Consider the following 26,182-nt stretch of genomic DNA (forward strand, 5'->3'; position numbering starts at 1 on the left):
GAGGAAGGTCATGGTCAGTAAGGGCAAGCCACCCAAGTATACCTCTTTGAGGTGAATGTTGGGTTAGATTTTCAAATGAGTGATCTATTCCGTCTTCGGTAAGATTTTTATATGGGTTGACACGGACAGTCAGTCGTACTGTACCAGCGAAAAGACGGGATAGCGCGACAACTTTTCGCGTCCCTTGAGGTAACACAGCTCGATCAGGAAAGCCAGGCCCACAATCTCTCCCTGCAGCTGTTCCACCAACTGAATCGCCGTAGAGATGGTGCCGCCCGTCGCCAACAGGTCATCCACGATGACCACGCGCTGACCCGGCTGAATGGCGTCGCGGTGGATACCCAAGCGATCGGTGCCATACTCCAGATCATAGGAAGCCTCGATTGTCTCAGCCGGCAGTTTCCCGGCCTTGCGAATCGGTACAAACCCAATGCCCAGCGCATAGGCCACCGGTGCGCCAATCACAAATCCCCGCGCCTCGGGCCCGACGATCACGTCCGCCTGCAGGCTTCGCACATGTTCTGCAATCTGATCGATCGCCTGGCGAAAGCTGGGGCCATCCTTCAGCAAGGTGGTAATATCCTTGAAGCTCACCCCCGGCTGCGGAAAATCCTCAATCACTCTGATTTTCTCGATCAATTGCGTCGGTTTCTTGGACATGCTGTGTCGTCCCCCTTTTTTCAAACTCAAACAGCCGATAAAAAAACTGTTGCAACTGAAGGGATGTCAGTGAATGGAGAAACTGCGCCATCTTTTCCCGTTCCAGCGCTTCCAGGTAAGAAACGGAATTTTCAAGCCTGCTTTGCCGCTGCGCCTGTTGCAGGCGGTACACGTGCGTGGCGACCGGCAGGAGCAGCCCCAACTCTTTGAACACGCGAAGCACCAGGGATGTTTGCTCTGCTACAAGGCCCAGCCTGGCCGCAAATTGTTCGATATGTGCGCGGTGAAACTGGCGGTGCCTTTGCATCCAGCGAAACACCTCGACGAAGTGCTGCCTTTGCGGCAGCGGGGGCGCATGGGTGCGGCGAAAGACGCAGTACAGGCGCTGCATGTTGGGAAAACGCCGGATCGCCTCTAAGAGTTGCCCGCGTGAGACGGGCACATCCATCAGGACCAGGTCGGTCACTTCGGAGAAAGCGCTGTCAGCAGCGGGCATCTCTTGAAATGAAAAGAAAAAACGCTCTCCCGAAGCATCCGAAGAACATGCCTGTTCCGCTTTCTCCGGCGTTCTGCGCCAGTCGAACACCTGGCGGTGCCGGATCAGCACATCCTTCAGGAGAATCTGCGGCCTGCGGATGCCGTTCCACTCGCTTGTGCCCAGACTGCCGATGACATAAGCCCGGGAACCTGAGGCAATCCGTTGCACCCAGTCGGGACAGTGAAACCCGACGGCCTCCACCATTCTGCCATCCTTGCCGCGCAGGGCCAGCTTCAGGTGGTTGCCTTCTTTTCCCAGCGGCCGCGCCTCCGCGACGCTGACAGGCCCAAAGTAAAGGATCGGCCTGGGATTTCCCGGCCCGAACGGCTCCAGCCGCCGCAGATCCTCCACAAGGGAGAGATCAACCGCCTCCAGCGGACAGAACATCTCCACCTCCGTGCGGGGCTGCGTGTCCGCATCTGCAAGACGCCGCCCCACCTCTTCCACAAAAGCGTCCCGAAAGCCGGCAATCCGGGAAGCCTGCAGCGTCATCCCGGCTGCCTGCTGGTGGCCGCCGAACTTCTCCAGCCATTGGCTGCAGGACAAGAGCACCTGGTACAGATCCAGCCCATCGACGCCCCGCCCGGAACCCTTGGCCAGCCCCGATTCCTCCTCCACGCTCAGCAAAATGAAGGGGCGATGGTACTTTTCGACGAGACGCGCGGCGGCAATCCCGATGACGCCGGCATGCCACGACGCGCTTGCCAGCACATAGCCGGACGCGCTGCCGGGGGGAAGTGCTCTGGCCATGTCTTGCTCAACCAGCTGCTGCTCTGCCTCCCGGAACACCTGCTCCACCAGTTGTTGACGCTGGCGGTTCAGTTGTTCCAGCCGGAGGGCGGCTTCGCCAGCTGCTTCCTCGTTTTCGGCCATCAACAACCGGTAAGCCTCCATGGCGTGCGCGAGCCGGCCGGCCGCATTCAACCGGGGGCCAAGAATAAACCCAATCGCCTCACTGTTCCATTCTCCCCGAAAGCCGGCTTGTCTGGCCAATGCCTGAATTCCGGGTAGCGGCTGGCGGTTCAACTGCTGCAATCCGAGAGCAACCAACACCCGATTCTCATCCACAAGGGGCATCAAATCGCTGATTGTTCCCACGGCAGCCAGCTGCAGCAACTCGGGCGGCACCTCATCCAACAGGGCTTGCGCCACTTTCAGCGCCACGCCAACGCCCGCCAGTTGCTTGAAGGGATAAGGGCAGCCGGGTTGCTTCGGATTAATCAAGGCATCCGCCTGCGGCAGTTCCGGCGGCGGCTGATGGTGATCGGTGATGATCACGGTCATCCCCAGGCGGGACGCCATGTCCGCCTCTTCGACGCTGCTGATGCCGGTATCCACGGTGACAAGCAGCCGGGTTCCCCGTCTTGCCAGCTCGCAGAGGGCTTCGGCGTGAAGCCCGTAGCCCTCGCGGAAACGATCAGGGATATATGCCTCCACACTGGCGCCCAACATCCGCAACGTCCGAACCATCAGCGCCGTACTGGTCACCCCGTCGGCATCGTAATCGCCGTAAACCGCGATTTTCTGCCCGCAGGCGACAGCCCGCCGGATCAGCTCCACCGCTTCCGCCATTCCCTTGAGCAAAAACGGGTCGCCCAGATTCTCCTTGGCAGGATGGAGGAAAGCCGCGATTTTTTCCGGCGTGTCCAGTCCCCGCATGACGAGCAGGCGCTCCACCAGCGGATGAAGCTGAAAGGAAGGGAAAACGGAGGAGCCCTGCGTTTCATCCGCTTCCTGAAAACGTCGAATCCAACGCGTTCTGGCGGGTAAAATGGAAAGTCCTCCTTTCCCGTTTGGCAAAATGGTGTTCCAGTCGCCTCTTGCCTCTCAGGATGCCGCCAGACGTTTGCGCTTCAGAAGATCACGGCTTCGCCACAAGAACCAGATCTGGCTGGCAATGAAAATGGAGGAATAACCGCCGCTGATGAGCCCGATCAACATGGCCAGCGAGAAATTGCGGATGCTGTCCGGCCCGAAGACGTACAAGGCAGCCGCCATGATCACGACGGTGAGGAGCGTATTGACGGAGCGGGCCAGCGTCTGGCGAATGCTCTCATTCACCAGTTTATGATAATCCTCGACTTGCTTGAGTTTGGCCGTCTTCATGTTTTCCCGGATCCGGTCAAAGATGACAATCGTGTCATTGATCGAATACCCCACCACGGTCAGCACCGCCACGATAAACGTGAGATCCACCTCAATGCGGAACAGCGAGAAAAACACGACCACCATCAGGGCATCGTGGAACAACGAAATCAGCGCCGCCACCGCAAAGCGGTACTCAAAGCGGACCATCACGTAAATGGCGATCCCGACCGAAGCCACCAGCACACCGATGATGGCTTTATACGCCAGTTCGCGGGCAAAAGTCGAATCCACCGTGCTCTCCTGGATGTTGGCCTTATCCCCATAGGCCTTGATGAGTGCCTGGCGCAGGTCGGCCAGCTTTTCCCGGCCGATCTCTTCCGTAAACCGCATGATCACATAATCGCCCTTTTCCCCGGCCACTTGCGTCGTGCTGGGGGTGAGGCCCTGCGCTTTCATGAAAGAGGTGATCTCCTCCTGTTTGACGGGTTTTCCCAGATAGATGTCAAGACGCGATCCCCCCTCGAAATCCACCCCCAGGTTCAGACCGAGAATGGGAAGGGCAATCACCCCAATGAGCAGGATAATCCCGGAAATCAGGAAGTAGATCTTCCAATATTTTACAAAATCCAAATCAAAGTTCACGGATCTCTGCCTCCTTCACGCCGAAATACCACGGCTTTGCGCCAATCCCTGCCTGAACCGCCTGGCGCAGCAGAATGCGGGATAGCCAGACATTGGTTACGATGCTGAGGGCGATGCTCAAGATCAGGGTGGTCGCGAAACCGCGGATGGAGCCTGACCCGAGGTAGAAGATCACCAGGGCAGCCACCACGGTGGTGATATTGGCATCCAAAATCGTCACCAATGCCCGGCGGGAACCGGCCCGAATCGCGGAAGGAATGCTCTTGCCGCCTCGGATCTCCTCCTTGATCCGCTCGGCCGTGAGGATATTGGCGTCCACCGCCATCCCAAGCCCCAGGATGAAGGCGGCGATTCCGGCCAACGTCAATGTCACGCCCAGCAGTTGGAACAACAAGAGCAGCAAATAGGTATTAATCAAGAGCGAAATATTGGCCACCAGACCGGGCAGACGGTAGTAGAGAAGCATGAATGCCAGGACGATCACGCCGCCCACGACGCCTGCCCAAATCCCTTGCTCCAGGGAACGCTGCCCCAAGGTGGCGCCCACACTCTGCGCCTGCAGTTCGATCAGGTTCACCGGCAGGGCACCGGCGTTCAAGAGGCTGGCCAATTCCTGCGCTTCTGCCATGTCCCGCTGACCGGTGATCGTGGCAACACCACCTGTAATCCGTTCGTTCACGACCGGTGCGGTGATCAGTTCTTCGTCGAGAAAAATTCCGATGGGCTTGCCGATGTACTCGCCGGTAATCCTGGCGAACTTTTCCCCGTCCTTCAGCTTCACCTGAACAATGGGCCGATTGTATTTATCAAAAACGGCGCTGGCTCCGCCTTCCACCAAGTCCGCGCCGGAGAGGAGAACCTCTCCCGTCTCCATGTCGCGAAACGTCAGGCGGGCCGGCTTCCCGAGGATCTCCCGTGCCTTATCCTGATCCTGGACACCAGCCAGCTGGACACGGATCCGATCCTTGCCCTCCGGATAAATGATGGGCTCCGCCACGCCGATCACGTTGATCCGCCGCTCGAGCGCCGCGATGGTCTGGGAGATGGTGTCGGCCGTCACCTTCTGGCCCGAAGTGACGGGCTGAACTTGGTACAAAATTTCAAACCCCCCTTGCAGGTCCAGGCCGAGTGTGATTCCGCCCAAGACCCAGGGGGTTGTCCCGATCATCACGCCAAACACGGCTGCCAAGAGAACAAGGAGCAAGAGTGCCCTTCCCACGTGCAACCTCATCCACAATGCCCTCCTTTTGTCCAACAGATTCATTGTACCGTGGACAAAAAAAGGATGTCAATCTGACCTGGATGGCCGGTTCATTTCTTCCGGTACATTTCTTTCATTAAGTAATCCATGAGCCGATTGGGCTTCATGGAAAGGATGGCATTGGCCACTTGATGGATTTTCAGAGTTCTTTTTTTTCGCACATCTTCAGCCGCAACTTTCCAGATCAGATCCGGATCCACCTGGTCATACCCCCACAACGCCATTTCCTCCGCCTTGCTCCGGCACAAGGGGGCCAGCTGCTCCCGCAGCTCTTCCAGGCGTTGCTCCACATCCTCCGCATCCTGCTCATTCTGCCGCTCGTCGTTTGCTTCCTGCGGATCCGCAGCTGGCGGTTCGTGCCCCGGCACATGAGCGGATGAGCCGCCTCGTTCATCTTCTGCTCTCATGGATGTCGCTCCTTCCCAAAACTGCTTACCGTTTTTATTCCACATCCCGGGATAAAATCCTGCCTGTCATGCATAGCTTGGTATCAAATGGTTGTCCTTGAGGAATCGGGAAAGAGGGACTGACATGCGGCAAACGTTTTTAAAAGGGACGCTGATCATCCTGATCGCCAGCTTCATCACGCGCGTGCTCGGCTTTGTTTACCGCATCCTGTTGTCGCGGATCATCGGCGCAGAGGGGATGGGGTTATACCAGATGGCTTATCCGACGATGACCGTGGCCATCACCCTCGTGACGGCCGGGTTTCCCGTCGCCATCGCCAAGCTGGTGGCTGAAGCGGAAGCACGCGGGGATCAGGCCCGCATCGGCTTCATCATGCGCAGAAGCTTTTCGATCATCCTGGGGCTTAGTCTGTTCGGCCTGCTGCTGATGTTCCTGGGGGCTTCCTGGCTTGCACAGCTGTTGAATGATCCGCGTTCGTACATCGTGATCCTGGCGATGATCCCGGTTTTGCCGATCGTGGGCATTTCTTCCATTTATCGCGGATATTTTCAAGGGCGGCAAAACATGATCCCGTCCGCCGCTTCCGTGATCATCGAACAACTGGCAAGGATCGCCTTGAGCATTTGGATTGCCTGGCACCTGTTGCCTTATGGCATCGCTTACGCCACGGCCGGCGCCATGCTGGGAATGGTCGGCGGAGAATTGTGCGGGTTGTGCATCCTCCTCTGGCAATACCATGCATCCCGCGCCTCAGCCAAAGCAACGCGCGTTCCGCCGCTGGCCCCGGCAGAAAAAGCGGCAACGCTGTCCGGCCTCCTGCGGCTCAGCACACCCATCACAGCCAGCCGAATGGTGGGAACCGTTTCCTACTTTTTTGAACCGATCCTGGTCGCCCAAAGCCTGGCGATCGCCGGTTTTGCCTACACGCAGGCCACCCGGATGTACGGGGAGCTGGCGGGCATGGCGATTCCGCTTCTTCTTTTTCCCACGGTGCTGACGTATGCCTTGTCCGTCTCTCTGGTGCCGGCCGTATCCGAACTGGCCGCTTTTCACAAAGTGGAGCGCATCCGGCAGCGCGTCCATCAGTCGATGAGGCTGGCGCTGGTCGTCGGCACTCCTTTTTCGCTGTTGCTGACCATCCTGGCGGAACCGATTTGCGCCTGGTTATACGGGGAACCTGAAATAGGCAAGATCCTGCAAATGATGGCCCCCTTTTCCCTCTTTCTGTATTATCAAGGGCCCCTCAATGCCACCTTGCAAGGCCTCGGACAGGCGCGGCCGGCCATGATCAATTCCTTTATCGGCGCCGCTTTGAAGTTAGTGGCCATTCTTTTGCTGGCTACCCAGCCGGCACTTGGCATTACGGGCGTGGCCGTTGCCATCGTTTTGTCCTTTGCCAGCGTGACCATTCTCCATCTGCTCAGCGTCACCCGGCGCGTCGGCTGGGTCATTCAGGGGACAGATTTTCTCAAAGTAGGGTTGGGCTGCGCCGTGATGGGATTTTTCCTCTATGCGCTTTACCCCCTGACCGATCACCTTTCCCCCTTGCCGCAGCTGGTTCTCCTTTTGGCCCTTTCGCTTGCAAGCTACCTGATCTGCCTCGTGATGACCGGCATGATTGGACGGGAAGATCTCTACCGGCTGCCCTGGGTGGGTCCGCTCCTGTCACGGTGGATGTGACTGTTGTCAGAGGTCATGATGGGGAGGCTGATCCCGATCTCGCGGGTCCACGTGCAACTTTCCCTGCCCGTCGATGCTGGCGAAAAACACCTCCTTGAAGTCCTTGCAGCCCTTTGCACGCACCTGTTCCTTGAGCCAAAAGCGGTTCTGGCCGATGCGCTCCAAATTTTTGTCCAGGACACGGCCGTCCATGATCAGCGGGATGGCGAGGCCTTCATGAGACAACTCCAGGTTTAGATCCTCGCGGACAAGCGGCTGTTTTCCCGGCTTGGGCAACACGTTCAACTTGCCGGAAGGTTCCAGAATCGCCAGCTCCACCTCAGAAAGGTCAAAGATCTGGTTTTCACGCAACTGGCTGAGGAGATCATCCAGATTGTAGCGTTGCCTGGCCATCTCCTTCTCCCGAATGTTCCCGCCGGCAATCAGCACCGCCGGCTTGCCATCGACGATGTCGCGAATCCGCTTGCTCTTCATAAAGACATAGGCAAGCAGCACCTGGGTCAGCACCAGGGTCGTGATGGGGATGATCGCATCCAACAGCGGCTTGTTTTGCTCCACTACGATGGATCCCATTTCCGCAATCATGATCGAGACGACCAGATCGAAGACTGTCAGCTTGGCGATCTCCCTGGCTCCCATCAACCGCATCATCACCAAAATAAAAAAGTAGATAAACAGCGTGCGCAAAAAAAGGCTGACCCAATCTTCCATCGGTGTGAAAACCTCCTTTGCCAGTTGACCCACCGAAGCGACTACCTGTAGTGTCAGCCCACATCTGGAAAGTATGCCTGACAAGTGCAACCAATCCGCTTCCAGCCCGCTATATCCAACCCTTTCGCTTGAACCAGAAGATCATTCCCAGCGTCATCAGCAGCATGCCCCCAAGAATCACCCACAACGACCAAGCCGTTTCCGCGTACGGGATGACGACGTTCATCCCGAAAATGCCGGTGACAAAGGACAGGGGCAGGACAATGGTCGAGATGATGGTCAACAGACGCATGATCTCGTTGGTTTTGGCCGTCGCGAAGGAGGAGTAAGTTTCCAATGCGCCGTTTACAAGATCGCGAAATGTTTCTGTGGAATCCGTCAAACGCTCCAAATGATCCATCAAATCGATAAAATAAGGGATATTTTCTTCCTGCACGGGAAACTGAAACTGCCCATTGGTGATGGCGAAAATCCGTCGTTGCGGCAGGATGACGCGGCGAATCAGGATCAGGGTGCGCTTGAGCGCCAGAAATTCGTCAATAATCTCCTCCAGATCCTGGCCGAACATCTCATCTTCCAGTTCATCAACCCGGATGCTCAACCGGTCCATGATCGGAAAGTATTCGTCCGTGATCCCGTCGACAATGCTGTAGAGCAAATAATCGGCTCCTTTGTTCATGTAATCGACGCTTTTTAAGCAAATCGCAGCCAGCCTGCCAATCGGCTGCAAGCGGTGGCGATGAATCGTCACCAGATAATTGGGCCCAAGAAAGATGTTCAGTTCGGAAGTGGTAATCTCATCATCACTTTCCTCGTTGTAACGCAACGCGTGAACCACAAAAAAATAATAATCATCATACCGGTCCACCTTGGCCCGCGGACTGATGTGCAGGCAATCTTCAATCGCCAGAGGATGGAAATTGAACAGTTTGGCGATATATTGGAGCTCATCGCCCCCCACATCATAGAGGTCGATCCAAAGCAGATCGTCCGGAGACTGCAAAAGCTTGTCCAGTTCCTCCAGATTGACGTCATGTTCCATCCGCTGTTCCGAGTGATTGTAAAAGTACGTTTTAATCAAGGCGGGTCTCCCCTTTTGCCGACACGGTTTATCCTGATCTCATTTCACTCATAAACTTGACTCACCAGCGCATAAGAATGCATTAAGCACGCGGACAACCGGGACACAAACCAATGGAGGTGGTCGCATGGAACGCGGTCCTGTCTCATCCATGCTGTCTGGAATCATGTACACGGTCATTCTGGTCTTGGCCGGCTCCTTGATCCTGGCCCTGCTCTTGGAGTGGACTCCCCTGCAAGAGTCGCATGTACCCGTGGCCATGTTCCTGGTCAACGGGATTGCTTTGCTCTGCGGGGGATTTATCGCCGGCCGCCGATCCGAGGCCAGAGGCTGGCTCAGCGGGGCGATGAGCGGCCTTGGTTACGCGCTTGTCATGCTGATCATCGGTTTTCTCGCATTTGATTTGAAAATCGGCCTGGAAGCGCTCCTGTATCTGACCGCGGCGGTCTGTCTGGGCACCCTCGGCGGCGCTTTCGGGATCAACGCCAGCCGGTAATGGGCAAAAAAGTCGTGGTTTGGCCACGACTTTTTGGTTCACTATGTAACAATCTTTTATTCGCCCTGCTTTTGCACGACCGTGTTGACCGCATGGCGCTCAAAGGTCAGCTTCGTATTTTCGTTGACACGCAACACCACTTGATCATCATTGAGATCGACAATCGTGCCATGAAGCCCCCCAATGGTGATCACCTTATCTCCCTTCTTCAGGGCATCCAACATGGCCATCCGCTCTTTCTGGCGTTTTTGTTGCGGGCGAATCAGCAGAAAGTAAAACACCACCAACATCAAAATTAGCGGTAAAAACGCAGCCAGCGAATCCATCTCCACATTCACCCCCTCTAAAAACCGCGGTCATCCGGATGTTCAATCCCGTAGCGGGCAAAAAAGTCATTCCGAAAATCCAGAAGCGCATCATGCCGGATGGCTTCACGGACAACACGCATCAATTGTACCAAAAAATACAGGTTATGATAAGTCGTCAATCGAATTCCGAATATTTCACCCGCTTTGATCAGATGCCGAATGTACGCCCGTGTGTAATGGCGGCAGGCATAACAGTCACAATCCGGATCCAGCGGCCGGAAATCCTCGGCATATTGGGCATTTCGGATCACCAGCCGTCCTTGGCTGGTCATCACCGTGCCATTCCGGGCGATCCGGGTGGGCAACACGCAGTCAAACATGTCAATGCCGCGGATCACCCCTTCGATCAGAGCGTCGGGAGAACCCACTCCCATCAGGTAGCGCGGACGGTCGGCGGGCAACAAGGGAACCGTCTCCTCCAGGATCTGATACATCAGCGATTTGGGTTCTCCCACGCTCAATCCCCCTACCGCATACCCGGGGAAATCCAGCGCCACCAACTGGCGTGCGCTCTCCTTGCGCAAATGGGGATACATCCCGCCTTGGACAATCCCGAACAGCGCCTGTGTCCCGGGCTTTTGGTGGGCTTTCAGGCACCGCTCTGCCCAGCGGGTGGTCCGTTCCAGGGAGTCCTTGATGTATCTTTCGTCTGCCGGGTATGGGGCGCATTCGTCAAACGCCATGATGATATCGGCCCCGAGGGCATTTTGTATGGCAATGGCCTTTTCCGGGCTGATAAACAGCTTTTCGCCGCTCAAGTGCGAGCGGAACGTCACGCCTTCCTCCTGGATGTCCCGCAATTTGCTGAGGCTGAATACCTGGAAGCCGCCGCTGTCCGTCAAAATGGCCCGATCCCAGTTCATGAAACGGTGCAGTCCGCCCGCCTTCTCCACCAACTCATGTCCCGGACGCAAAAACAGGTGGTAGGTGTTGCTCAGGATCACGCCCGCGCCAATCTCTTTCAATTCCTCGGGGCTCATCGCCTTGACCGACGCCTGCGTTCCCACCGGCATAAACAGGGGGGTCTCGAAAGTTCCATGCGGCGTATGCAACCGTCCCAGGCGGGCACCGGTCTGTTTGCAGGTTTTGATCAGTTCGTAACGTATTGCAGACACCGTCTCGACTCCTTTGACCTTCAATCGATGATCAGCATCGCGTCCCCGAAGCTGTAGAACCGGTATCGTTCACGTATCGCTTCTTCATACGCCCTGCGCGTCTGTTCCATGCCGGCAAAAGCGCTCACCAGCATGACCAGGGTGGAACGGGGCAGGTGAAAATTGGTGATCAGGCCGTCAATCGCCCGAAACGCATACCCTGGATAGATGAACAGATCGGTCCATCCCCGGTCGGCGCGGATTTCCCCTTGAAACTTCCGGGCGATCCATTCCAGCGTCCGGCAGGAGGTGGTCCCTACCGCCACCACGCGGCCGCCCCGTTGTTTTGTCCGGCGGATCAGGGCGGCCGCCTCTTCTCCCAGTTCATAATACTCGGCATGCATACGGTGTTCCTCCACCCGCTCGACAGTGACAGGGCGAAACGTCCCCAGTCCGACGTGCAAGGTCAAAAAAGCCTGTTCCACTCCGCGTTCCTTCAATTCCTGAAGCAGTTGCTCCGTGAAATGCAACCCCGCCGTCGGCGCCGCCGCCGAACCCGGTTCTTTGGCATAAACCGTCTGATAGCGCCCGCGATCGGGCAGGCCGGCCCGGATATAGGGCGGCAAGGGCATTTCTCCCAGGCGATCCAACACTTCCTCAAACAACCCTTCATAAAAAAAACGGATCACCCGTCCGCCAACCTCTGTCCGGCGCTCCACCAGGCCCCTGAGCTGCCCGTCACCAAAGCTCAGCCAATCCTCTTCCCGCACCTTTTTTCCCGGGCGAACCAGCGTCTCCCACCGTTCCCCGTCCAGACGGTGCAAGAGGAGCACCTCCACCCGCGCCCCCGTGCTTTCTTTCACGCCGTGCAGGCGCGCCGGAATCACTTTCGAATGGTTCAACACCAGGCAATCGCCGGGCGAAAGATACTCCACAATTTCCCGAAAGCGGCGGTGCTCGATTTTTCCGCTGCGCCGGCGCAATACGAGCAGGCGCGACTGTTCCCGCTGCGGAAGCGGGGATTGGGCAATCAAGTCTTCCGGCACATCAAAGTCAAACTGTGAAACATCCAATGCAGCTTCCCCTTTTTTCTGCCATTTTTGTTAGTGGTTGCATGCCGTTTACGTTTACATGCCGAACCTTGTGATGCTTGTCTTGCACTCATGTCGCCGTCTTTACCGAAACAAGCGGAAAAGCGAAAAAAGCAGCGTCAACAAGATGCTCAAAAGGATGCTGGTGGTGATTGGGAAGTAGAAGCTGAAGTTTTCTTTCTCGACGACGATATCCCCCGGAAGGCGGCCGAGCGACAAAAACTTCCCCCCAAACTGCCAGAGCAATCCCGCCAGAATCAGCACCACCCCGGCCGCGATCAGCATTTTAGCTACCGGATTCATGCGGATATGGCCTCCCGAAATGGTGATATGCCGCAGGCGTCAGCACCCGCCCGCGCGGAGTTCGCTTTAAAAAGCCGATCTGGAGCAGATAAGGCTCATACACGTCCTCGATGGTCTGCGCATCTTCCCCAATGGCGGCAGCCATCGTCTCCAGACCGACCGGCCCGCCGTTAAACTTTTCCATCACCGTCCTGAGCAGCCGATGGTCCACTTCATCCAGACCGAGACGGTCCACCTGCATCCGCCCCAGCGCCTCCCGCGCCTGGCTGGCCGTGATGAACCCATCGCCGCGCACCTGGGCAAAATCCCGCACCCGCTTCAACAGGCGGTTGGCAATCCGCGGCGTGCCGCGCGAGCGGCATGCCACCTCCCGCGCTGCCGCCTCTTCCAGACGCACGCCCAGCAAATCAGCGGAGCGAAGCAGGATCAGGACCAGCTCGTCGACCGAATAAAACTCGAGCCGGCTGACCACGCCGAAGCGATCCCGAAGGGGAGCCGACAATAAACCGGCCCGGGTCGTCGCCCCGATCAGAGTAAACGGCGGCAAGTCCAAACGAATGGAACGCGCTCCTGGCCCTTTGCCGATCACGATATCCAATGCGTAATCCTCCATCGCCGGATAAAGCACCTCTTCGACGCTGGACGGAAGGCGGTGGATCTCGTCAATGAACAGGACATCCCCGTACTGCAGGTTGGTCAAAATGGCCGCCAGGTCCCCGGGCCGTTCAATCGCCGGACCGGAGGTCACCCGGATCGAGACGCCCAGTTCATTGGCGATAATGTGGGAAAGGGTGGTCTTCCCCAGACCGGGCGGTCCATACAACAAGACGTGGTCGAGCGCTTCTTGCCGCATCTTGGCCGCATCGATAAAAATGCGCAAATTTTCCTTCAGCGCCTCTTGTCCGATATATTCGGAAAGAAAACGCGGCCGCAGACTGTACTCCACTCCCTGATCCTCAGGGAGCAGATGGCTTGTGATCATCCGCTCTTCCAAGTCACCCTCCCCTCCCCTTCCCTGACCCTCAGTGAATCCTGATCCTCAATGTATGATCTATTCTCTCATCATGCATGATCTATTCTCTCATCGCAAGGCGGGCAAGCCGCTGCAGGGCCAATCGCAGAGCCTCCTCCACCGTCAGCTCCTGCAGGCGATCCCCGTCACGGGACAAGTCGCTGAGCGCCTGGCGTATCTCAGCCTCCCTGTATCCAAGGGAAGCAAGTCCCGCCGCCACCTCGTTCCACAGGCTCCGTTCCTCCGGAAAACGCTTCGGCCCTTTCCGGCCGCCTTCCGGCACCGGCTCAAGCACAGGAATGGCGGATGTGACCTTGTCTTTTAGCTCCACGATTAAACGCTCGGCCGTCTTCTTCCCGACTCCAGGCAAGCGCGTCAAAAAAGGCAAGTCCGCCTGGCAAATGGCCGCAGCAATCTCGCGGGATGAGGCAGCGGCAAGGATCGCCATGGCCATTTTCGGCCCGATCCCGGTCACGGTCATCAACTGCCGGAACAACGTCCGCTCCGCCAGTTCGGCAAAGCCGTACAACAGCCATTCATCCTCCCGCACATGCAGGTGGGTATATACCTGGATGACATCGTCAGAGGAACACCCCCTGAACTGTCCTGGTGCCGGGCAAAAGATGCGGTATCCAATTCCTCCCACATCCAGGACAATTGATTCGTCATCCAATGCCACCAGCCGGCCACGCAGATATTCGATCATCCGCGCGGCACCCCAGTCCCTACGCGGCGCAGCAACGGCAGGCGAAAAGCGTGGCAAAGCGCAACGGCCAGGGCATCCGCCACGTCATCCGGCCGCAACGGTTCAGACAAAGAAAGCAGCCGCTGCACCATCTCTTGGACCTGCTGCTTGTCCGCTCGGCCGTAACCGACCACCCCTTGCTTGACTTGCAATGGGGTGTATTCGTATACCGGCACGCCATGCTGCACGGCCGCCAGCAGGATGACGCCCCGCGCCTGGCCGACCGTAAAGGCAGTGGTCACGTTGCGGTTAAAATACAACTCCTCCACTGCCAGGCAATCCGGTGCATATTCTTCGATGAGCGCGGATACCCCCTTGTAAATCCTCTCCAGCCGTTCGGCAACCGAAATCTCGGCAGGCGTCCGGATGCACCCGTACTGGACCGGGCGGATTCGCATCTGTGACTCATCCACAATCCCGTACCCAACAATGGCCAAACCTGGATCAATCCCCATGATTCGCATGCATGCCGCCCATCCTTCCGATAACGTATCCCATTTCATTTGTCCCGATTATTGTACCACAAGAGACCCGTCATGGGGCCAGTCACGAATCTGACCGGATGAATTCCGCGTAGGTGGACAAAACGCTGTGAAACTCTGTGACGGATGTCACGCGAATCCCCTCACGCAGCTGCCGGGCCACCTCTTTGGGCAAGCTGGACTCCAACCGCTCCATATCCAGCTGGTAAAAGGTGCGAATCACGTTCCCCTCATCAGGCGGGCCGTAAAAAAGCGTCATCAATCCCTCGTCCGTAATGCCAAAAAAGCCGTTGGCCTTGCATTGGGGGGCCAAATCTTCCACTTCTTTCCTTAAAACCAGGCGGTGGTCCGTTTGCTCCACGACTTCCCAATCGCTGTAACGCTTTCGCACCGTCTCTGCCGTTGCCGTCACCAGGGTCCTCTCCTCCAGCACCTCGCCGCATACATAATGGCGGCGCAGAATCACCTCAAGGGGCCCCCCCGATGAAAACACGGCGGTTGTCTCGCCCGTTTCCTCTCCGCGTTCCGGACTCAAAAAACCGAACAGCAACAGCCATCCGCCGACAAACAACATGGCTGCAATGGAACTAAATGTGATGATCAGATACCAGTGCTTGTTTTTCCGGATCATCTACAAAACAAACCCCTTTGGCTGGATGATTATTCCTAGTATGACCACTGCCAGAGGGGTTATACACCTCTACGCTTCCCCTTCGTCGATTTCCACGTTGCTGTAGACATTCTGTACGTCGTCCAGTTCTTCCAAAGCCTCCAGCAGCAACATCATTTTATGCGCTTCTTCCCCGGTCAGGTGCACCGTGTTTTGCGGCAGATAGGTCACTTCCGCCGTCGAAAAGCGGAATCCCTCCTTCTCCAACGCGTCATACACCGTTTGAAAATCATCGGGGCTGGTGATGATCTCATAACCCTTTTCATCCGTCCGGAAATCCTCCGCCCCGGCCTCCAGCGCCAGCATCATCAACGCATCTTCATCATGCGCCGCAAAATCCTTGTCGACCACCAGCAGCCCTTTGCGTTCAAACATCCAGCTCACGCATCCCGTCTCACCGAGGTTCCCGCCCCGCTTGGAAAACACATGGCGCACTTCGGCGGCAGAGCGATTGCGATTGTCCGTCAGCACCTCCACCATCACGGCCGCGCCTCCGGGACCATACCCCTCGTATGTAATCTCCTCATACTGGACGCCCTCCAGCTCACCCAGCGCTTTTTTGATCGTCCGTTCAATGTTCTCCTGCGGCATGTTGGCTGCACGCGCTTTTTGGATGGCCGCCTTCAAGCGTCCGTTGGTGTCCGGGTTGCCGCCGCCCAGACGGGTGGCGACAAAAATCTCCCGGGAAATCTTCGTGAACAGGCGCCCGCGCAGTTGATCCTGCTTGCCCTTCCGGTGTTGGATGTTTTTCCACTTCGAGTGTCCGGCCATCTGTTCCACCTTCTTCCCTTCAATCCTTCTTCCCTCAAATCATCGGCATGGGTTTGCGCTTGTGCGCAGAACGCTGGTGCAAGGTTTCAATGCGCTCGATCACGTTTGGGTCTCCTTCTCCTGTGATCAAGTACCGATCCAGATCCTCGTAGGTAAAACCCATCTCCTGCTCATCCGTCTGCCCGGCCCAGAGATCCGCGCTGGGCGGCTTGTTCAGAATCGAATCGGGAACACCCAGCGCCACGCCCATGCGTCTGACTTCGTGCTTGGTCAAACTGGCCAGCGGATTGAAGTCAGCCACCGCATCGCCGCCCTTGGTCATGTAACCGACATACAGCTCACTTCGATTGCACGTATCGGCGACCAAATAACGGCGCTCATTGGCGACGGCATACAGGGTGGTCATCCGCAGGCGCGCCTTGGTATTCCCCTTGGCCAGGTCCGACAGCGGCTGGATCTGCTGGATGACTTCCATCAACCGGTCAAAGGCCGCCCCCAGATCCACCGTCCACAAGTTTAACCCGATCGCTTCTGCAAGGGCCCGCGCGTCGTCTTCGTGGACAGCCTGGGAATAAGCCGGCATCCAGATCCCCACCACCTTCTCCGCGCCAAGGGCACGCACGCACAACGCCGCCGTGACCGCGCTGTCCAGACCGCCGGAAATGCCCACGACAACGCCTTCAGCGCGGCTTTCCTGCACGATCCGGCGGATAAAGGAAACTCTCCTTGCAATCTCTTCTTCCACCCGTTCCTCAAACGCCCGCAAATAGGCAGAAAACCGATCCATATTCTCACCTCCTGGTGCTCCTTTTCCAGTTTACAATGATCTTGTTCAAAAAACAAAGCCCCGCAGCTGCCGCTGCAGGGTGTATAGGTTACGCCTCGTCTCGCTCATGCTGTTCTTCCTCGCCCCGGTACATCTTTTTCATGTGAGAGTAGGGATACGGATACCCGTCGCAAGGTTTGTCATGCCAGCCATGCTTATGTTTATCATGCTTGTAGATGCCGGCCGGCGCCTCCTCATGGTAATACCCGTGATGGTGGTAATGCCCGTAATGGTGGTAGTGCCCGTCATCTAGATAACAGCTGTATCCATAAGGCACCCAGACGGTAAACGGGGTCCAGGGCGCCGCTTTTTTCTTCGGGGCCGCTTTCTTGTAAGCCTCCGCTTTTTCGGGCATCTTTTCACCTCGGGGCGGAACCAGACACCAATCAAATCCCCAGGGAAGCGGATGGACGGGCGGATACGGATACATCGGAGACGGATGATAAGGCGCATGATGATAAGGCGGATGATAAGGATAATGGTGATGGTGATGATCATGCGGCGGGTAATGAGGCGGCGCCGGATGCCACGGGCGCGGGATCCGGATCACGTCCCCCACATTGATCTGATCGGGATCTTTGATTTGCGGGTTGGCAGCGATGAGGTCCTGCAAGTTGATGCCAAACCGGTGGGCTATCTCCCAGAGCGTATCCCCCGGCTTGACGGTGTAATGGATGACGTGGCCGCCACGCGTCCACTGTTCCACGTCCATGTCCGAAAACTCATCCAGCTGTCCGCGAAACGCTTCCCCATCTCCTCTGGCTTCTCCTGCAACGATGCCATCATCTTCCGGCTCTGCATACGAGTCCTGCGTCTCTACAAACGACTGGGCATACACCGCCGTTTCTCTCGGCGGGGCCTCCACCACGCCTTTGGAGGGAATGCGAATTTTCATCCCCAGCGTCAGTACATCCGGATCTTCAATCTGCGGATTGGCAGCAAGCAGCACATCCATGTCCACCCCATAATGTTGGGCGATTTCATACAGCGTGTCGCCTTTACGAACAACGTGGATTTTCATAGTCATCCCCCTATGAGCAAAATTCACTCATAGTGTATGTGTCCATGGGATAATTGCTCACTCATTTGGGCTATTTTCTAAAACATGGATAGCTGCCCAAGAGGCTGACGCCGCAACCCAGCGCCTGAATCTCGGAAATCACGCCCTGCAGCAAAACGCTTTCAGCATGCTGCTCCACATCCATAAAAAAATGATAGGTTCCCAATTTTCGCTTGGTCGGCCGCGAAACCAGCCTCGTCAGGTTCAGTTTCCGCCAAGCAAAGGCTGCCAATACCTGATACAAAGCTCCGGGATAATCTTCCGGCAAGAATACCACAAGGCTGGACTTGACCGGTTCTTTGCCGCTTCGCCTCAGCCAATCGTCGGTCCGGCTGACGACGATAAAGCTGGTCCGGTTGTCCGGATAGTCCTGGGCCGCCTCGCGGATAATCTGAAGGCCATACAATTCGGCGGCCAGGCGCGTGCCGATGGCCAGCCAGGGCTCATCCGGATGCTGGCTCACATGCAGGGCTGCTTCTGAAGTGCTGTTGGTGTAGACGAGCTCCGCCGCCGGAAAACTCTCCCGCAAAAACCGCCGGCATTGCGCGACGGCCTGCGGATGGGAATAAATTCTCTCGACAGCCTCCGGATCCCAGTGCCGGCTCCCCATAATCTGCTGTTCAATGGGCATCGTCAGCTCCGCGGTGATGGACAGCTCCTGATGATCGATCAGCCAGTCCAGCGTCATGTTGACCGAACCTTCAATGGAGTTTTCAATCGGCACGACGGCGCCGGTCAGCTTTCCATCCCACACGGCCTCCAGACAATCCGGGATGCTCCGAAAAGGGATCAGCTGCTCCGGAGAAAAGAAAAAACGGGCCGCCTCTTCGGAAAAGGACCCCTGCGGGCCCAAGAACGCAAATCGTCTCTCGTTCATCGGGAACTCCCTTCCAATACTTCCTCCCTTTCCACTTCTGCCCCATCGCTCCAGGGCCGGAAACTGTAAACTTGCGCCTCAATCCCCTTCTCCAGAAACACCTGCCTCATAAAGCGCGCCAGCTCAGGCTGCTCCCCCTCGCTCAACGCCAGCACAGACGGCCCGGCTCCACTGAGCGCACAGCCCAACGCGCCATATTCCTGCCCGCGTTCCAGGATCTCCTGCATCCCCGGCACCAGCGCAGCCCGGTATGGCTGATGCAGGCGGTCGCGCATCGCGTGGCGGAGCATCTGAAGCTTTCCGCTCGCCAAAGCGGCGACGAGAAAACCGGTGTGGCTGAGATTGAACACCGCGTCCTCCTTGCTGTAATGCATGGGCAGCGCTCCCCTCGCCCGTTCCGTGGGAAGGGGATAGGAGGGGACGGCCAGCGTCACATGGAGAGAGGCAGGCGGCATCAACTTTTGGCAATAGGCCCTTTGACCGTCCCAGATGGTCACGACCAGTCCGCCATACAGGGAGGCGCCGACGTTATCCGGATGTCCCTCCAGGCGCGTGGCAATTTGGAACAGTTCATCCGTTGAAAAAGGTTTTTCCTGATCCGCCAGCAGCACGTTGCCCGCCAGCAGACCGCCGATGATGGCTGCCGCGCTGCTGCCCAATCCCCTCGTCAAAGGGATCTGGCTTTCCATGACCAGCTCAACAGGAGGCGGCTCGAGGTTTCGCAGTGCAAAAAGGTGTCCAATCATTTGCACCACCAGGTTATCCTCGTTCTCCGGCAGCCCCTGAAGGACTGGTCCTTGCAACACCACTTTCGTCCGCACGCTGCGGCGAACCTGGATGGTGGTGAACAATGGCAGGGCCATCCCCAGGGAATCAAAGCCCGGACCCAGATTGGCCGTGCTGGCCGGCACGCGAATCCGCACCCACATCTCAGGCTGGCTCATGGCTGATTCACACCTTGAATGATCCCCAGCACCGACTCATATTCTGCGGGAACCACCTTGACCTCTTGCCCCACCACTTCCAGGGCTGTTCCGGGGTCTTTCAAACCGTTCCCCGTCAGGACACAGACCACGCTCGCTCCGCGTGGCAGCTGGCCTTGCCGATGACGCTTAATCACACCGGCCAGGGAAGCGGCGGAAGCTGGTTCGGCAAAAATCCCTTCGGTGGCTGCCAGCTTCCGGTAAGCAGCCAGGATCTCCTCGTCCGTGACGTAATCGATCCGTCCTCCCGATTCTTCCGCCGCCTGCACAGCCTGAGACCAGCTGGCAGGATTGCCAATCCGGATGGCTGTCGCCACCGTCTCCGGATTGGCAATCGGATGTCCCTTGACGATCGCGGCCGCCCCCTCCGCTTCAAATCCCCACATCTGGGGCTTTTTATCCACCTTGCCGGCTTCATAATAAGTCTTGAATCCCTTCCAATACGCCGTGATGTTTCCGGCGTTGCCCACCGGTATGGCCAGGATGTCCGGGGCGGTGCCGAGCTGCTCGCACACTTCAAAGGCAGCCGTTTTCTGCCCCTCGATCCGGTACGGGTTGACCGAGTTGACCAGTGTAATCGGCTCTTTCGCCGATATTTCCCGGACAATGGCCAGCGCCTCGTCAAAATTCCCTTCAATCGCCACGATTTCAGCGCCGTACATCACCGCCTGGGCCAGCTTCCCCATCGCGATTTTGCCGTTCGGGATGACCACGATGCAACGCAGTCCTGCCAATGCCGCATAAGCGGCGGCAGATGCCGACGTATTGCCGGTCGAAGCGCAGATGATGCTCCGGCTGCCCTCTTCCACCGCCTTGGCGACTGCCATCACCATGCCCCTGTCCTTGAAGGAACCGGTCGGGTTTAATCCTTCAAACTTCAGGTACAGGTGGACGCCCAGCTCTTCGGAAAGCCGCCTGGCCGGGTAGAGGGGGGTATTCCCCTCATAAAGGGTCAGTCGGGGTGTCTTTTCAGTGACAGGTAAGTATGCTTGAAATGACTGGATAATTCCTTCCCAACGTGCCAACTCAAAATCCTCCTTCAACGCGATAGCGGCTGCGGATCTCCCGGATCACCTCAAGGGCTTCCAGTTCGCCCATCACCGCATCCAATGCTTTTTTCGGCGCCGTATGTGTCACGACCACGATTTCTGAAACGTCTTTGTCATAGGGAAGCTGCAGGATCCGCTCCAGACTGACGTCATGGCGCGCCAAAATCTGGGTCATGCGCGCCAGCACCCCGGCTTTGTCTTCCGCGATCAGCCGCAAAAAGATCTTCATCTCAATCTGTTCATCCGTCTTCAGCCGCTTGGGGCGATAAGGCGCGACGATGGAACGGCCGTTGACCCCCAGCTTCATATTTTTCACGACAGTGACCAGATCGGCCACTACGGCAGTGGCTGTCGGCAGCTCTCCCGCACCGGGGCCGTAAAACATCGTCTCGCCGACCGCCCTTCCATACACATAAATGGCGTTAAATTCGTCGTTGACGGCGGCGAGGGGATGGTTGGAGGGGATCATCGTCGGTTCCACGCTGATTTCCACCAGATCATCATCCAGCTGCGCAATCCCCAGCAATTTGATGGTATAGCCCAACTGCCGCGCGTAGTTCATATCCTCACGGGTGACCTGGGTGATCCCGCGCACCCGCACATCGTCGAAAACCAGGTTCATGTGGAAGCCCAGCGTCCCAAGGATGGCCATTTTTCTCGCCGCATCCAGGCCCTCCACGTCCGCCGTCGGGTCTGCCTCGGCAAACCCCTTCTCCTGCGCCTCCGCCAGCGCCTGTTCATATGCCATACCGTGCTGGCTCATCTTGGTCAGAATGTAGTTGGTCGTCCCGTTGACAATCCCCATCATCTTGGTAATGCGATCCGAGGAAAAACTGTCCGCCAGCGCACGCAGGATGGGGATCCCGCCGCCGACACTGGCTTCATAATACAGGTCACAGCCGCGTCCCGCCGCCTCAGACAAAAGTTCCGCCCCGTGGATCGACAACAGATCCTTGTTGGCGGTGACCACGTGCTTGCCTTTCCGGATCGCCTCCAGCACGTACTGGCGGGCCGGCTCAATCCCGCCGATGACCTCCACAATCACGTCGATCTCCGGATCATCGAGCAAGTCTTCCGGACGGTTGGTCAACAACTCCGGCAATACCGAAACAGAGCGAGGTTTTTCCAGATCGCGGACGAGTATTTTGGCAATCTCTACCGCCATCCCGGTCTGTTTCACCAAATCTTCCTGGTGGCCCTCAATCAGGCGAACCACCCCAGAACCCACGGTTCCCAGTCCCATCAGTCCAACCTTTACCCGCTTCTTCTCCAATCCCGATCCTCCTCTAAATGATTCCCTTCAGTATAAACCCCGCCTAGCCGCGGCCGATCAGTTGCACATGCTGCACGCCGTCCAGACGTCGGATTTCCGCGAGCAACTCGCTGACACCGACCTCTGGCCGGGTCATTTCCAGGGTGATGACCACGTTGGCCATCCCCTGCAGGGGGATCGTCTGATGGATCGTCAACACATTGCCTCCATGCACCGCAGCAGTGGACAAGACGCTGGACAGCACCCCGGAGCGATGCGCCAGATTCATCGACAACGTGACGATTTCCTCTCTAGCAAGCGCGCTGACAGGGTAGATGCTGTCCTTGTATTTATAAAAGGCGCTGCGGCTCAGGCCGACGCGCTGAACCGCCTCGAGAATCGTCTTCACCTGCTGGGTTTCAAGAAGTTTCTTGGCTTCAATTGTCTTTTGCATCGCCTCCGGCAAAATGGACCATTTGACCAACACATACTGCTCCTGATCCATTTTCGTCCCCCTGTAGTAAACAGATGTACTCTTAATGTGGACATTATAACACAATCCTTCAACTCTAACAACGGACTGATACATAAAGCAGGATCTTTCTGCGTAAATTGTATGGACAAACATCTTTTGCTTCTTTTATAATCTTTAACTGGTTCATATTTTTACAGAAATACGTGTTCATAGACGATGATCGTACAAGTTGCGCAAGATGCCCCGGACAAGTACGTTTGAAGAAACCGTTCTCATTCTGCTGAAATTTCATTTATTATGGAGGTTTGAAATGATCATAGGCGGTTTGCTTGTCATCCTGTTGCTCGTGCTATTTTTGCCGTTTCTCGTCAAGCCTGTGGAACACAACCTGGAAGTGTTCCTTTGTATCATGGGCGTTCTGGCAGCGCTCATCAGTGGCGTGATGAACACGGAACTGATTCTTCACGCGCTGAAGGACCCGATCATGATCACACTGGCCGTCCTGGTCGCCGGGGTGCTTTTCAAATGGCTGCAGCATCCGCTTGAAAGAAGTGTCGCGGCGATCAGCGAACGGATACCTATGGGAGTCTTTGCCGCGATCATCGTAATCGTGCTGGGGCTGATTTCCAGCATCATCACTGCCATCATCGCCTCCCTGGTGCTGGTCGCCATCGTCAGCGCCCTAAAACTGGATCGAAAGTCGGAAACGCTGCTCGTCGTGATCGCCTGTTTCTCCATCGGCCTCGGAGCGGCGCTCACGCCCATCGGCGAGCCTTTATCCACCATCGCCATCAGCAAACTGGATGAAAGCTTTGATTATCTGCTCAAACTGCTGGGCGCCTATATCATCCCGGGAGTGGTGGCCTTTGGCATCCTGGCGGCCATCCTGTTGAAAAATCCGAGCGCCCGCAATCATGGACTGTCGGAAAACAAGGAAGAATCGTATCTGGATATCGTCATCCGGGCAGGAAAGGTGTACCTGTTCGTCGCCGGCCTGACCTTTCTCGGCGCAGGATTCAGCCCCCTCATCGATCGGTATTTGATCCATCTCAACTCGTATGTCCTGTTCTGGATCAACATCATCTCGGCGGTTCTGGATAACGCCACCCTGGCTGCCGCCGAAATCAGTCCGGCCATGAGCCAGGACGCGATCCAAGCGATCCTGCTGGGCCTGGTGATCAGCGGCGGGATGCTGATCCCCGGGAACATTCCGAACATCATCTCCGCCAACAAACTGGGAATCACAAGCAAGGAATGGGCCCGCCTAGGCGTGCCGTTGGGTCTGGCGGCGATGATCATCTATTTTGTCATCATCGTCCTGGCGCACATGATGGCTGCATGAGCACGCCAATGGCCGCAAGAGCACGCAATCACATGAGACCAACCACCCAAAAAATTCCCGCCTCATTTCCAAAGTGGGGCGGGAATCTTTTTTTCTTCATCACGGCTTACCGGCCGCCGTCAATATGGTAGATTTCACCCGTGATGAAAGAAGCTTGATCGGAAGCCAGGTACACCACCATCGGCGCGATGTCTTCCGGCACGCCGATGCGCCGCACGGGAGTGGACCGGCGCGCTTTTTCAAAGTCATGGCCCGGTGTCTTGACCTGAAAAGGCGTGTCAATCAATCCCGGCGCAATGGCGTTCACCGTAATGCCATGCGGGGAAAACTCGTTGGCGAGGCCGATTGTCAGGGTGTTCACAGCCCCCTTCATCGACGCGTAATGAACCGAGTTGCCGATGCCGCCTGTGGCAGCCGCCAGCGAAGAGATATTGATGATCCGGCCGCGCTTTTGCTGCAGCATCACCGGCAGGAAAGCCTGGCAACAGCGGACCACGCCCATCACATTCAGCTGAAAGCTCTGTTCCCAGAGCTCCTCTTCCCCTTCCAGAAAAGGCGCCCGCCGGATGGCTGCGCCGGCATTGTTGACCAGGATGTCCACTTTCCCGAATTCATCGAGAACCTGCGCTTTGAGCGCCTCCACATCCTCCCTTTTCGTCACGTCGCAGCGCACAGCCTTCACCTTGCTTCCGAAGGGCCTGGTCTGTTCCACAGTCTCTGCGGCCGCTGCCGGCGACGCCAGATAGGTAAAGATGACGTCCGCGCCAGCCTCTGCCAGGGCGACGACGCTGGCCCGTCCGATTCCCGTGCTCCCACCGGTCACCACGGCCACTTTCCCGGCCAATGAAATGGTGTATGCCATGTTCTCTTCTCCCTTCTCGCTTTTTGTTTAATCGGCATCCAAACCTCTGGTGTATTCAAACTGATAATCGCCGATTTGGACGGTATCCCCTTCTTCGATTCCCAGGTTCACCAAGGCCTCTTCAATCCCCATCCTGCGGATAATCCTGGAAAAACGCAGGATACTGTCATGATGGTTGAAATTGGTCATCTTGACCAGCTTTTCGACCCGTTCTCCCTCGACCACAAATCGCCCGTCTTCCTTTCGGATCGTAAAAGGTTCCTCTTCCTCCGGCGTGAACACGACGGGTTCCTCCGCCTCCGCCGGGGACGGTTCCGGCAGTTCCTGCAACATCCCGGCCACCGCGCGGACAAGCTCCTTCACCCCCTGGCCGGTGGCGGCCGAAATCGGGTAAATCGACACCTCGCCCACCTGCCGGCGAAAGATCTCGAGGTTTTTGGCCGCTTCGGGAAGATCCATCTTGTTGGCGGCGATCACCTGCGGCCGCTTGGCCAGGGCTGGACTGTACAGCTCCAGTTCCTGATTGATCAGCAGATAATCCTGATACGGGTCTCGTCCCTCCGTCGCAGCCATGTCGATCACGTGAATCAGGCACCGGGTCCGTTCCGCATGACGGAGGAACTCGTGGCCAAGCCCCACCCCCTGATGGGCTCCTTCAATGAGGCCAGGCAGGTCGGCCAGCACAAAACTCTGCCCATCTCCGGCATCCACGACGCCCAGATTTGGCGTCAAGGTTGTAAAATGGTACGCGGCAATTTTCGGACGGGCAGCCGAAACGGCGGCCAGCAGCGTCGACTTGCCGACACTGGGAAACCCGATCAACCCGACATCCGCAAGCAGCTTTAACTCCAGGATGAGCCACCGCTCCTCACCCGGCTCCCCATTCTCGGAAATGTACGGCGCCGGATTGCTGGCGCTGGCAAACCGGGCGTTTCCCCGTCCGCCACGCCCCCCCTTTGCCACAATCACCTGTTGCCGGTGCCGGGTCAAATCGGCCAAAAGCCGCCCTGTCTTTTCGTCATACACCAGGGTGCCCGGGGGGACGCGAATGATCAGATCTTCTGCATCCGCCCCATGCTGGTTCTTGTTTCTTCCGTTTTCGCCGCGCTGGGCCTTGAAATGGCGCTGGTAGCGAAAATCCATCAGCGTGCGCAACCCTTCGTCCACGACCAAGACCACATTGCCGCCGCGTCCGCCATCGCCGCCTGCCGGACCCCCGCGAGGCACATATTTTTCGCGGCGAAAGGCGATGGCCCCGTTCCCGCCGTCTCCTGCTTTCACAAAAATCTTCGCGGTATCGACAAACACCTTGCCCCTCCTTTCACTGGGATGTCCGATACGCACCATCACTTCGG

At 57.2% G+C, this 26,182-nt stretch carries 26 protein-coding genes and 1 pseudogene; 3 read left to right on the forward strand and 24 right to left on the reverse strand.

Going from position 1 to position 26,182, the window contains the following annotated elements; all coding sequences use genetic code 11:
- Positions 1–129: 129 nt before the first annotated feature.
- The 4 genes and pseudogenes from BAA01_08840 to BAA01_08855 form a co-directional block, all read right to left on the reverse strand.
- On the reverse strand, positions 130–660 hold the full coding sequence (locus tag BAA01_08840; protein ID OUM87173.1) for an adenine phosphoribosyltransferase: 531 nt from the start codon (positions 658–660) through the stop codon (positions 130–132).
- Positions 614–2,998 carry a single-stranded-DNA-specific exonuclease RecJ gene (locus BAA01_08845; GenBank protein OUM87174.1) on the reverse strand — a complete coding sequence of 795 codons (2,385 nt, stop codon included), beginning with the start codon at positions 2,996–2,998 and terminating at the stop codon, positions 614–616. The genes BAA01_08840 and BAA01_08845 overlap by 47 nt, the downstream gene beginning before the upstream one ends.
- 27 nt (positions 2,999–3,025) lie before the next feature.
- A pseudogene (locus BAA01_08850) lies at positions 3,026–5,159 on the reverse strand (hypothetical protein).
- Positions 5,160–5,239: 80 nt separating this feature from the next.
- The gene (locus tag BAA01_08855) at positions 5,240–5,479 is read right to left on the reverse strand and encodes a hypothetical protein (protein OUM87229.1); all 240 of its coding nucleotides are present in this window, start codon (positions 5,477–5,479) and stop codon (positions 5,240–5,242) included.
- A 241-nt stretch (positions 5,480–5,720) separates the two neighbouring features.
- On the opposite strand from BAA01_08855, the gene BAA01_08860 reads away from it, so the two are divergent.
- The gene (locus tag BAA01_08860) at positions 5,721–7,277 is read left to right on the forward strand and encodes a stage V sporulation protein B (protein ID OUM87175.1); all 1,557 of its coding nucleotides are present in this window, start codon (positions 5,721–5,723) and stop codon (positions 7,275–7,277) included.
- 6 nt (positions 7,278–7,283) lie between these two features.
- Here the strand turns inward: BAA01_08860 and BAA01_08865 are convergent, their stop codons facing one another.
- Together BAA01_08865 and BAA01_08870 are read right to left on the reverse strand one after the other, a co-directional pair.
- Positions 7,284–7,988, reverse strand: a complete 705-nt coding sequence (locus BAA01_08865) for a hypothetical protein (GenBank protein OUM87176.1) — start codon at positions 7,986–7,988, stop codon at positions 7,284–7,286.
- 109 nt (positions 7,989–8,097) lie between these two features.
- A complete protein-coding gene (locus BAA01_08870; GenBank protein OUM87177.1) occupies positions 8,098–9,069 on the reverse strand; it encodes a magnesium and cobalt transport protein CorA in 972 nt (323 codons plus the stop codon).
- A gap of 127 nt (positions 9,070–9,196) precedes the next feature.
- Here BAA01_08870 and BAA01_08875 point away from each other — a divergent pair, with 127 nt between their 5' ends.
- On the forward strand, positions 9,197–9,565 hold the full coding sequence (locus BAA01_08875; GenBank protein OUM87178.1) for a hypothetical protein: 369 nt from the start codon (positions 9,197–9,199) through the stop codon (positions 9,563–9,565).
- A gap of 56 nt (positions 9,566–9,621) precedes the next feature.
- Here BAA01_08875 and BAA01_08880 read toward each other — a convergent pair whose 3' ends face one another.
- The 16 genes from BAA01_08880 to BAA01_08955 all read right to left on the reverse strand — a co-directional run bounded on the left by BAA01_08880 (position 9,622) and on the right by BAA01_08955 (position 22,653).
- Positions 9,622–9,891 (reverse strand): preprotein translocase subunit YajC, encoded by a 270-nt coding sequence (locus tag BAA01_08880; protein OUM87230.1) that lies wholly within the window; start codon positions 9,889–9,891, stop codon positions 9,622–9,624.
- Positions 9,892–9,908: 17 nt separating this feature from the next.
- On the reverse strand, positions 9,909–11,048 hold the full coding sequence (locus BAA01_08885) for a tRNA guanosine(34) transglycosylase Tgt (GenBank protein ID OUM87179.1): 1,140 nt from the start codon (positions 11,046–11,048) through the stop codon (positions 9,909–9,911).
- A gap of 20 nt (positions 11,049–11,068) precedes the next feature.
- Entirely contained in the window at positions 11,069–12,100 is a 1,032-nt protein-coding gene (locus BAA01_08890) for a tRNA preQ1(34) S-adenosylmethionine ribosyltransferase-isomerase QueA (GenBank protein OUM87180.1), read from the reverse strand.
- Between the two features lie 102 nt (positions 12,101–12,202).
- The gene (locus tag BAA01_08895; protein OUM87181.1) at positions 12,203–12,421 is read right to left on the reverse strand and encodes a hypothetical protein; all 219 of its coding nucleotides are present in this window, start codon (positions 12,419–12,421) and stop codon (positions 12,203–12,205) included.
- On the reverse strand, positions 12,405–13,415 hold the full coding sequence (locus BAA01_08900) for a Holliday junction DNA helicase RuvB (protein OUM87182.1): 1,011 nt from the start codon (positions 13,413–13,415) through the stop codon (positions 12,405–12,407). Before BAA01_08900 ends, BAA01_08895 begins: the two co-directional genes overlap by 17 nt.
- Before the next feature lie 79 nt (positions 13,416–13,494).
- Positions 13,495–14,139, reverse strand: coding sequence for a Holliday junction DNA helicase RuvA (locus BAA01_08905; protein OUM87183.1), 645 nt, complete (start codon positions 14,137–14,139; stop codon positions 13,495–13,497).
- On the reverse strand, positions 14,136–14,642 hold the full coding sequence (locus BAA01_08910) for a crossover junction endodeoxyribonuclease RuvC (protein ID OUM87184.1): 507 nt from the start codon (positions 14,640–14,642) through the stop codon (positions 14,136–14,138). The genes BAA01_08905 and BAA01_08910 overlap by 4 nt, the downstream gene beginning before the upstream one ends.
- Positions 14,643–14,724: 82 nt before the next feature.
- Positions 14,725–15,291 carry a hypothetical protein gene (locus BAA01_08915; protein ID OUM87185.1) on the reverse strand — a complete coding sequence of 189 codons (567 nt, stop codon included), beginning with the start codon at positions 15,289–15,291 and terminating at the stop codon, positions 14,725–14,727.
- 69 nt (positions 15,292–15,360) lie between these two features.
- Complete coding sequence (locus BAA01_08920; GenBank protein OUM87186.1) at positions 15,361–16,101, reverse strand: transcriptional regulator; 741 nt, start codon at positions 16,099–16,101, stop codon at positions 15,361–15,363.
- Between the two features lie 34 nt (positions 16,102–16,135).
- Positions 16,136–16,888, reverse strand: coding sequence for an NAD(+) synthase (locus tag BAA01_08925; protein OUM87187.1), 753 nt, complete (start codon positions 16,886–16,888; stop codon positions 16,136–16,138).
- 88 nt (positions 16,889–16,976) lie between these two features.
- On the reverse strand, positions 16,977–17,948 hold the full coding sequence (locus BAA01_08930) for a hypothetical protein (GenBank protein OUM87188.1): 972 nt from the start codon (positions 17,946–17,948) through the stop codon (positions 16,977–16,979).
- A gap of 70 nt (positions 17,949–18,018) precedes the next feature.
- Positions 18,019–18,864 (reverse strand): hypothetical protein, encoded by an 846-nt coding sequence (locus BAA01_08935; protein OUM87189.1) that lies wholly within the window; start codon positions 18,862–18,864, stop codon positions 18,019–18,021.
- Positions 18,861–19,793, reverse strand: coding sequence for a homoserine kinase (locus BAA01_08940; GenBank protein OUM87231.1), 933 nt, complete (start codon positions 19,791–19,793; stop codon positions 18,861–18,863). Before BAA01_08940 ends, BAA01_08935 begins: the two co-directional genes overlap by 4 nt.
- A gap of 11 nt (positions 19,794–19,804) precedes the next feature.
- Entirely contained in the window at positions 19,805–20,872 is a 1,068-nt protein-coding gene (locus tag BAA01_08945) for a threonine synthase (GenBank protein OUM87190.1), read from the reverse strand.
- 1 nt (position 20,873) lies between these two features.
- Positions 20,874–22,139 (reverse strand): homoserine dehydrogenase, encoded by a 1,266-nt coding sequence (locus BAA01_08950; GenBank protein ID OUM87232.1) that lies wholly within the window; start codon positions 22,137–22,139, stop codon positions 20,874–20,876.
- 73 nt (positions 22,140–22,212) lie between these two features.
- A complete protein-coding gene (locus tag BAA01_08955; GenBank protein OUM87191.1) occupies positions 22,213–22,653 on the reverse strand; it encodes an ACT domain-containing protein in 441 nt (146 codons plus the stop codon).
- A gap of 283 nt (positions 22,654–22,936) precedes the next feature.
- Between BAA01_08955 and BAA01_08960 the strand changes: the two genes are divergently transcribed.
- Positions 22,937–23,965 (forward strand): cation transporter, encoded by a 1,029-nt coding sequence (locus BAA01_08960; protein OUM87233.1) that lies wholly within the window; start codon positions 22,937–22,939, stop codon positions 23,963–23,965.
- A 106-nt stretch (positions 23,966–24,071) separates the two neighbouring features.
- On the opposite strand, the gene BAA01_08965 is transcribed toward BAA01_08960, so the two are convergent.
- Positions 24,072–24,827, reverse strand: coding sequence for a hypothetical protein (locus BAA01_08965; GenBank protein ID OUM87192.1), 756 nt, complete (start codon positions 24,825–24,827; stop codon positions 24,072–24,074).
- Positions 24,828–24,854: 27 nt separating this feature from the next.
- Positions 24,855–26,135 (reverse strand): GTPase ObgE, encoded by a 1,281-nt coding sequence (locus BAA01_08970; protein OUM87193.1) that lies wholly within the window; start codon positions 26,133–26,135, stop codon positions 24,855–24,857.
- Between the last annotated feature and the right edge of the window lie 47 nt (positions 26,136–26,182).

Source organism: Bacillus thermozeamaize (assembly GCA_002159075.1).
GTDB classification, from domain to species: domain Bacteria; phylum Bacillota; class Bacilli; order ZCTH02-B2; family ZCTH02-B2; genus Bacillus_BB; species Bacillus_BB thermozeamaize.

Excerpts from the sequence above, each read along its gene's own strand:
- BAA01_08840 (OUM87173.1), bottom strand. The coding sequence starts at position 660 with ATGTCCAAGAAACCGACGCAATTGATCGAGAAAATCAGAGTGATTGAG.
- BAA01_08860 (OUM87175.1), top strand. The coding sequence starts at position 5,721 with ATGCGGCAAACGTTTTTAAAAGGGACGCTGATCATCCTGATCGCCAGC.
- BAA01_08865 (OUM87176.1), bottom strand. The coding sequence starts at position 7,988 with ATGGAAGATTGGGTCAGCCTTTTTTTGCGCACGCTGTTTATCTACTTT.
- BAA01_08875 (OUM87178.1), top strand. The coding sequence starts at position 9,197 with ATGGAACGCGGTCCTGTCTCATCCATGCTGTCTGGAATCATGTACACG.
- BAA01_08880 (OUM87230.1), bottom strand. The coding sequence starts at position 9,891 with ATGGATTCGCTGGCTGCGTTTTTACCGCTAATTTTGATGTTGGTGGTG.
- BAA01_08895 (OUM87181.1), bottom strand. The coding sequence starts at position 12,421 with ATGAATCCGGTAGCTAAAATGCTGATCGCGGCCGGGGTGGTGCTGATT.
- BAA01_08905 (OUM87183.1), bottom strand. The coding sequence starts at position 14,139 with ATGATCGAATATCTGCGTGGCCGGCTGGTGGCATTGGATGACGAATCA.
- BAA01_08910 (OUM87184.1), bottom strand. The coding sequence starts at position 14,642 with ATGCGAATCATGGGGATTGATCCAGGTTTGGCCATTGTTGGGTACGGG.
- BAA01_08915 (OUM87185.1), bottom strand. The coding sequence starts at position 15,291 with ATGATCCGGAAAAACAAGCACTGGTATCTGATCATCACATTTAGTTCC.
- BAA01_08920 (OUM87186.1), bottom strand. The coding sequence starts at position 16,101 with ATGGCCGGACACTCGAAGTGGAAAAACATCCAACACCGGAAGGGCAAG.
- BAA01_08925 (OUM87187.1), bottom strand. The coding sequence starts at position 16,888 with ATGGATCGGTTTTCTGCCTATTTGCGGGCGTTTGAGGAACGGGTGGAA.
- BAA01_08930 (OUM87188.1), bottom strand. The coding sequence starts at position 17,948 with ATGAAAATCCACGTTGTTCGTAAAGGCGACACGCTGTATGAAATCGCC.
- BAA01_08935 (OUM87189.1), bottom strand. The coding sequence starts at position 18,864 with ATGAACGAGAGACGATTTGCGTTCTTGGGCCCGCAGGGGTCCTTTTCC.
- BAA01_08940 (OUM87231.1), bottom strand. The coding sequence starts at position 19,793 with ATGTGGGTGCGGATTCGCGTGCCGGCCAGCACGGCCAATCTGGGTCCG.
- BAA01_08950 (OUM87232.1), bottom strand. The coding sequence starts at position 22,139 with ATGGGACTGGGAACCGTGGGTTCTGGGGTGGTTCGCCTGATTGAGGGC.
- BAA01_08955 (OUM87191.1), bottom strand. The coding sequence starts at position 22,653 with ATGGATCAGGAGCAGTATGTGTTGGTCAAATGGTCCATTTTGCCGGAG.
- BAA01_08965 (OUM87192.1), bottom strand. The coding sequence starts at position 24,827 with ATGGCATACACCATTTCATTGGCCGGGAAAGTGGCCGTGGTGACCGGT.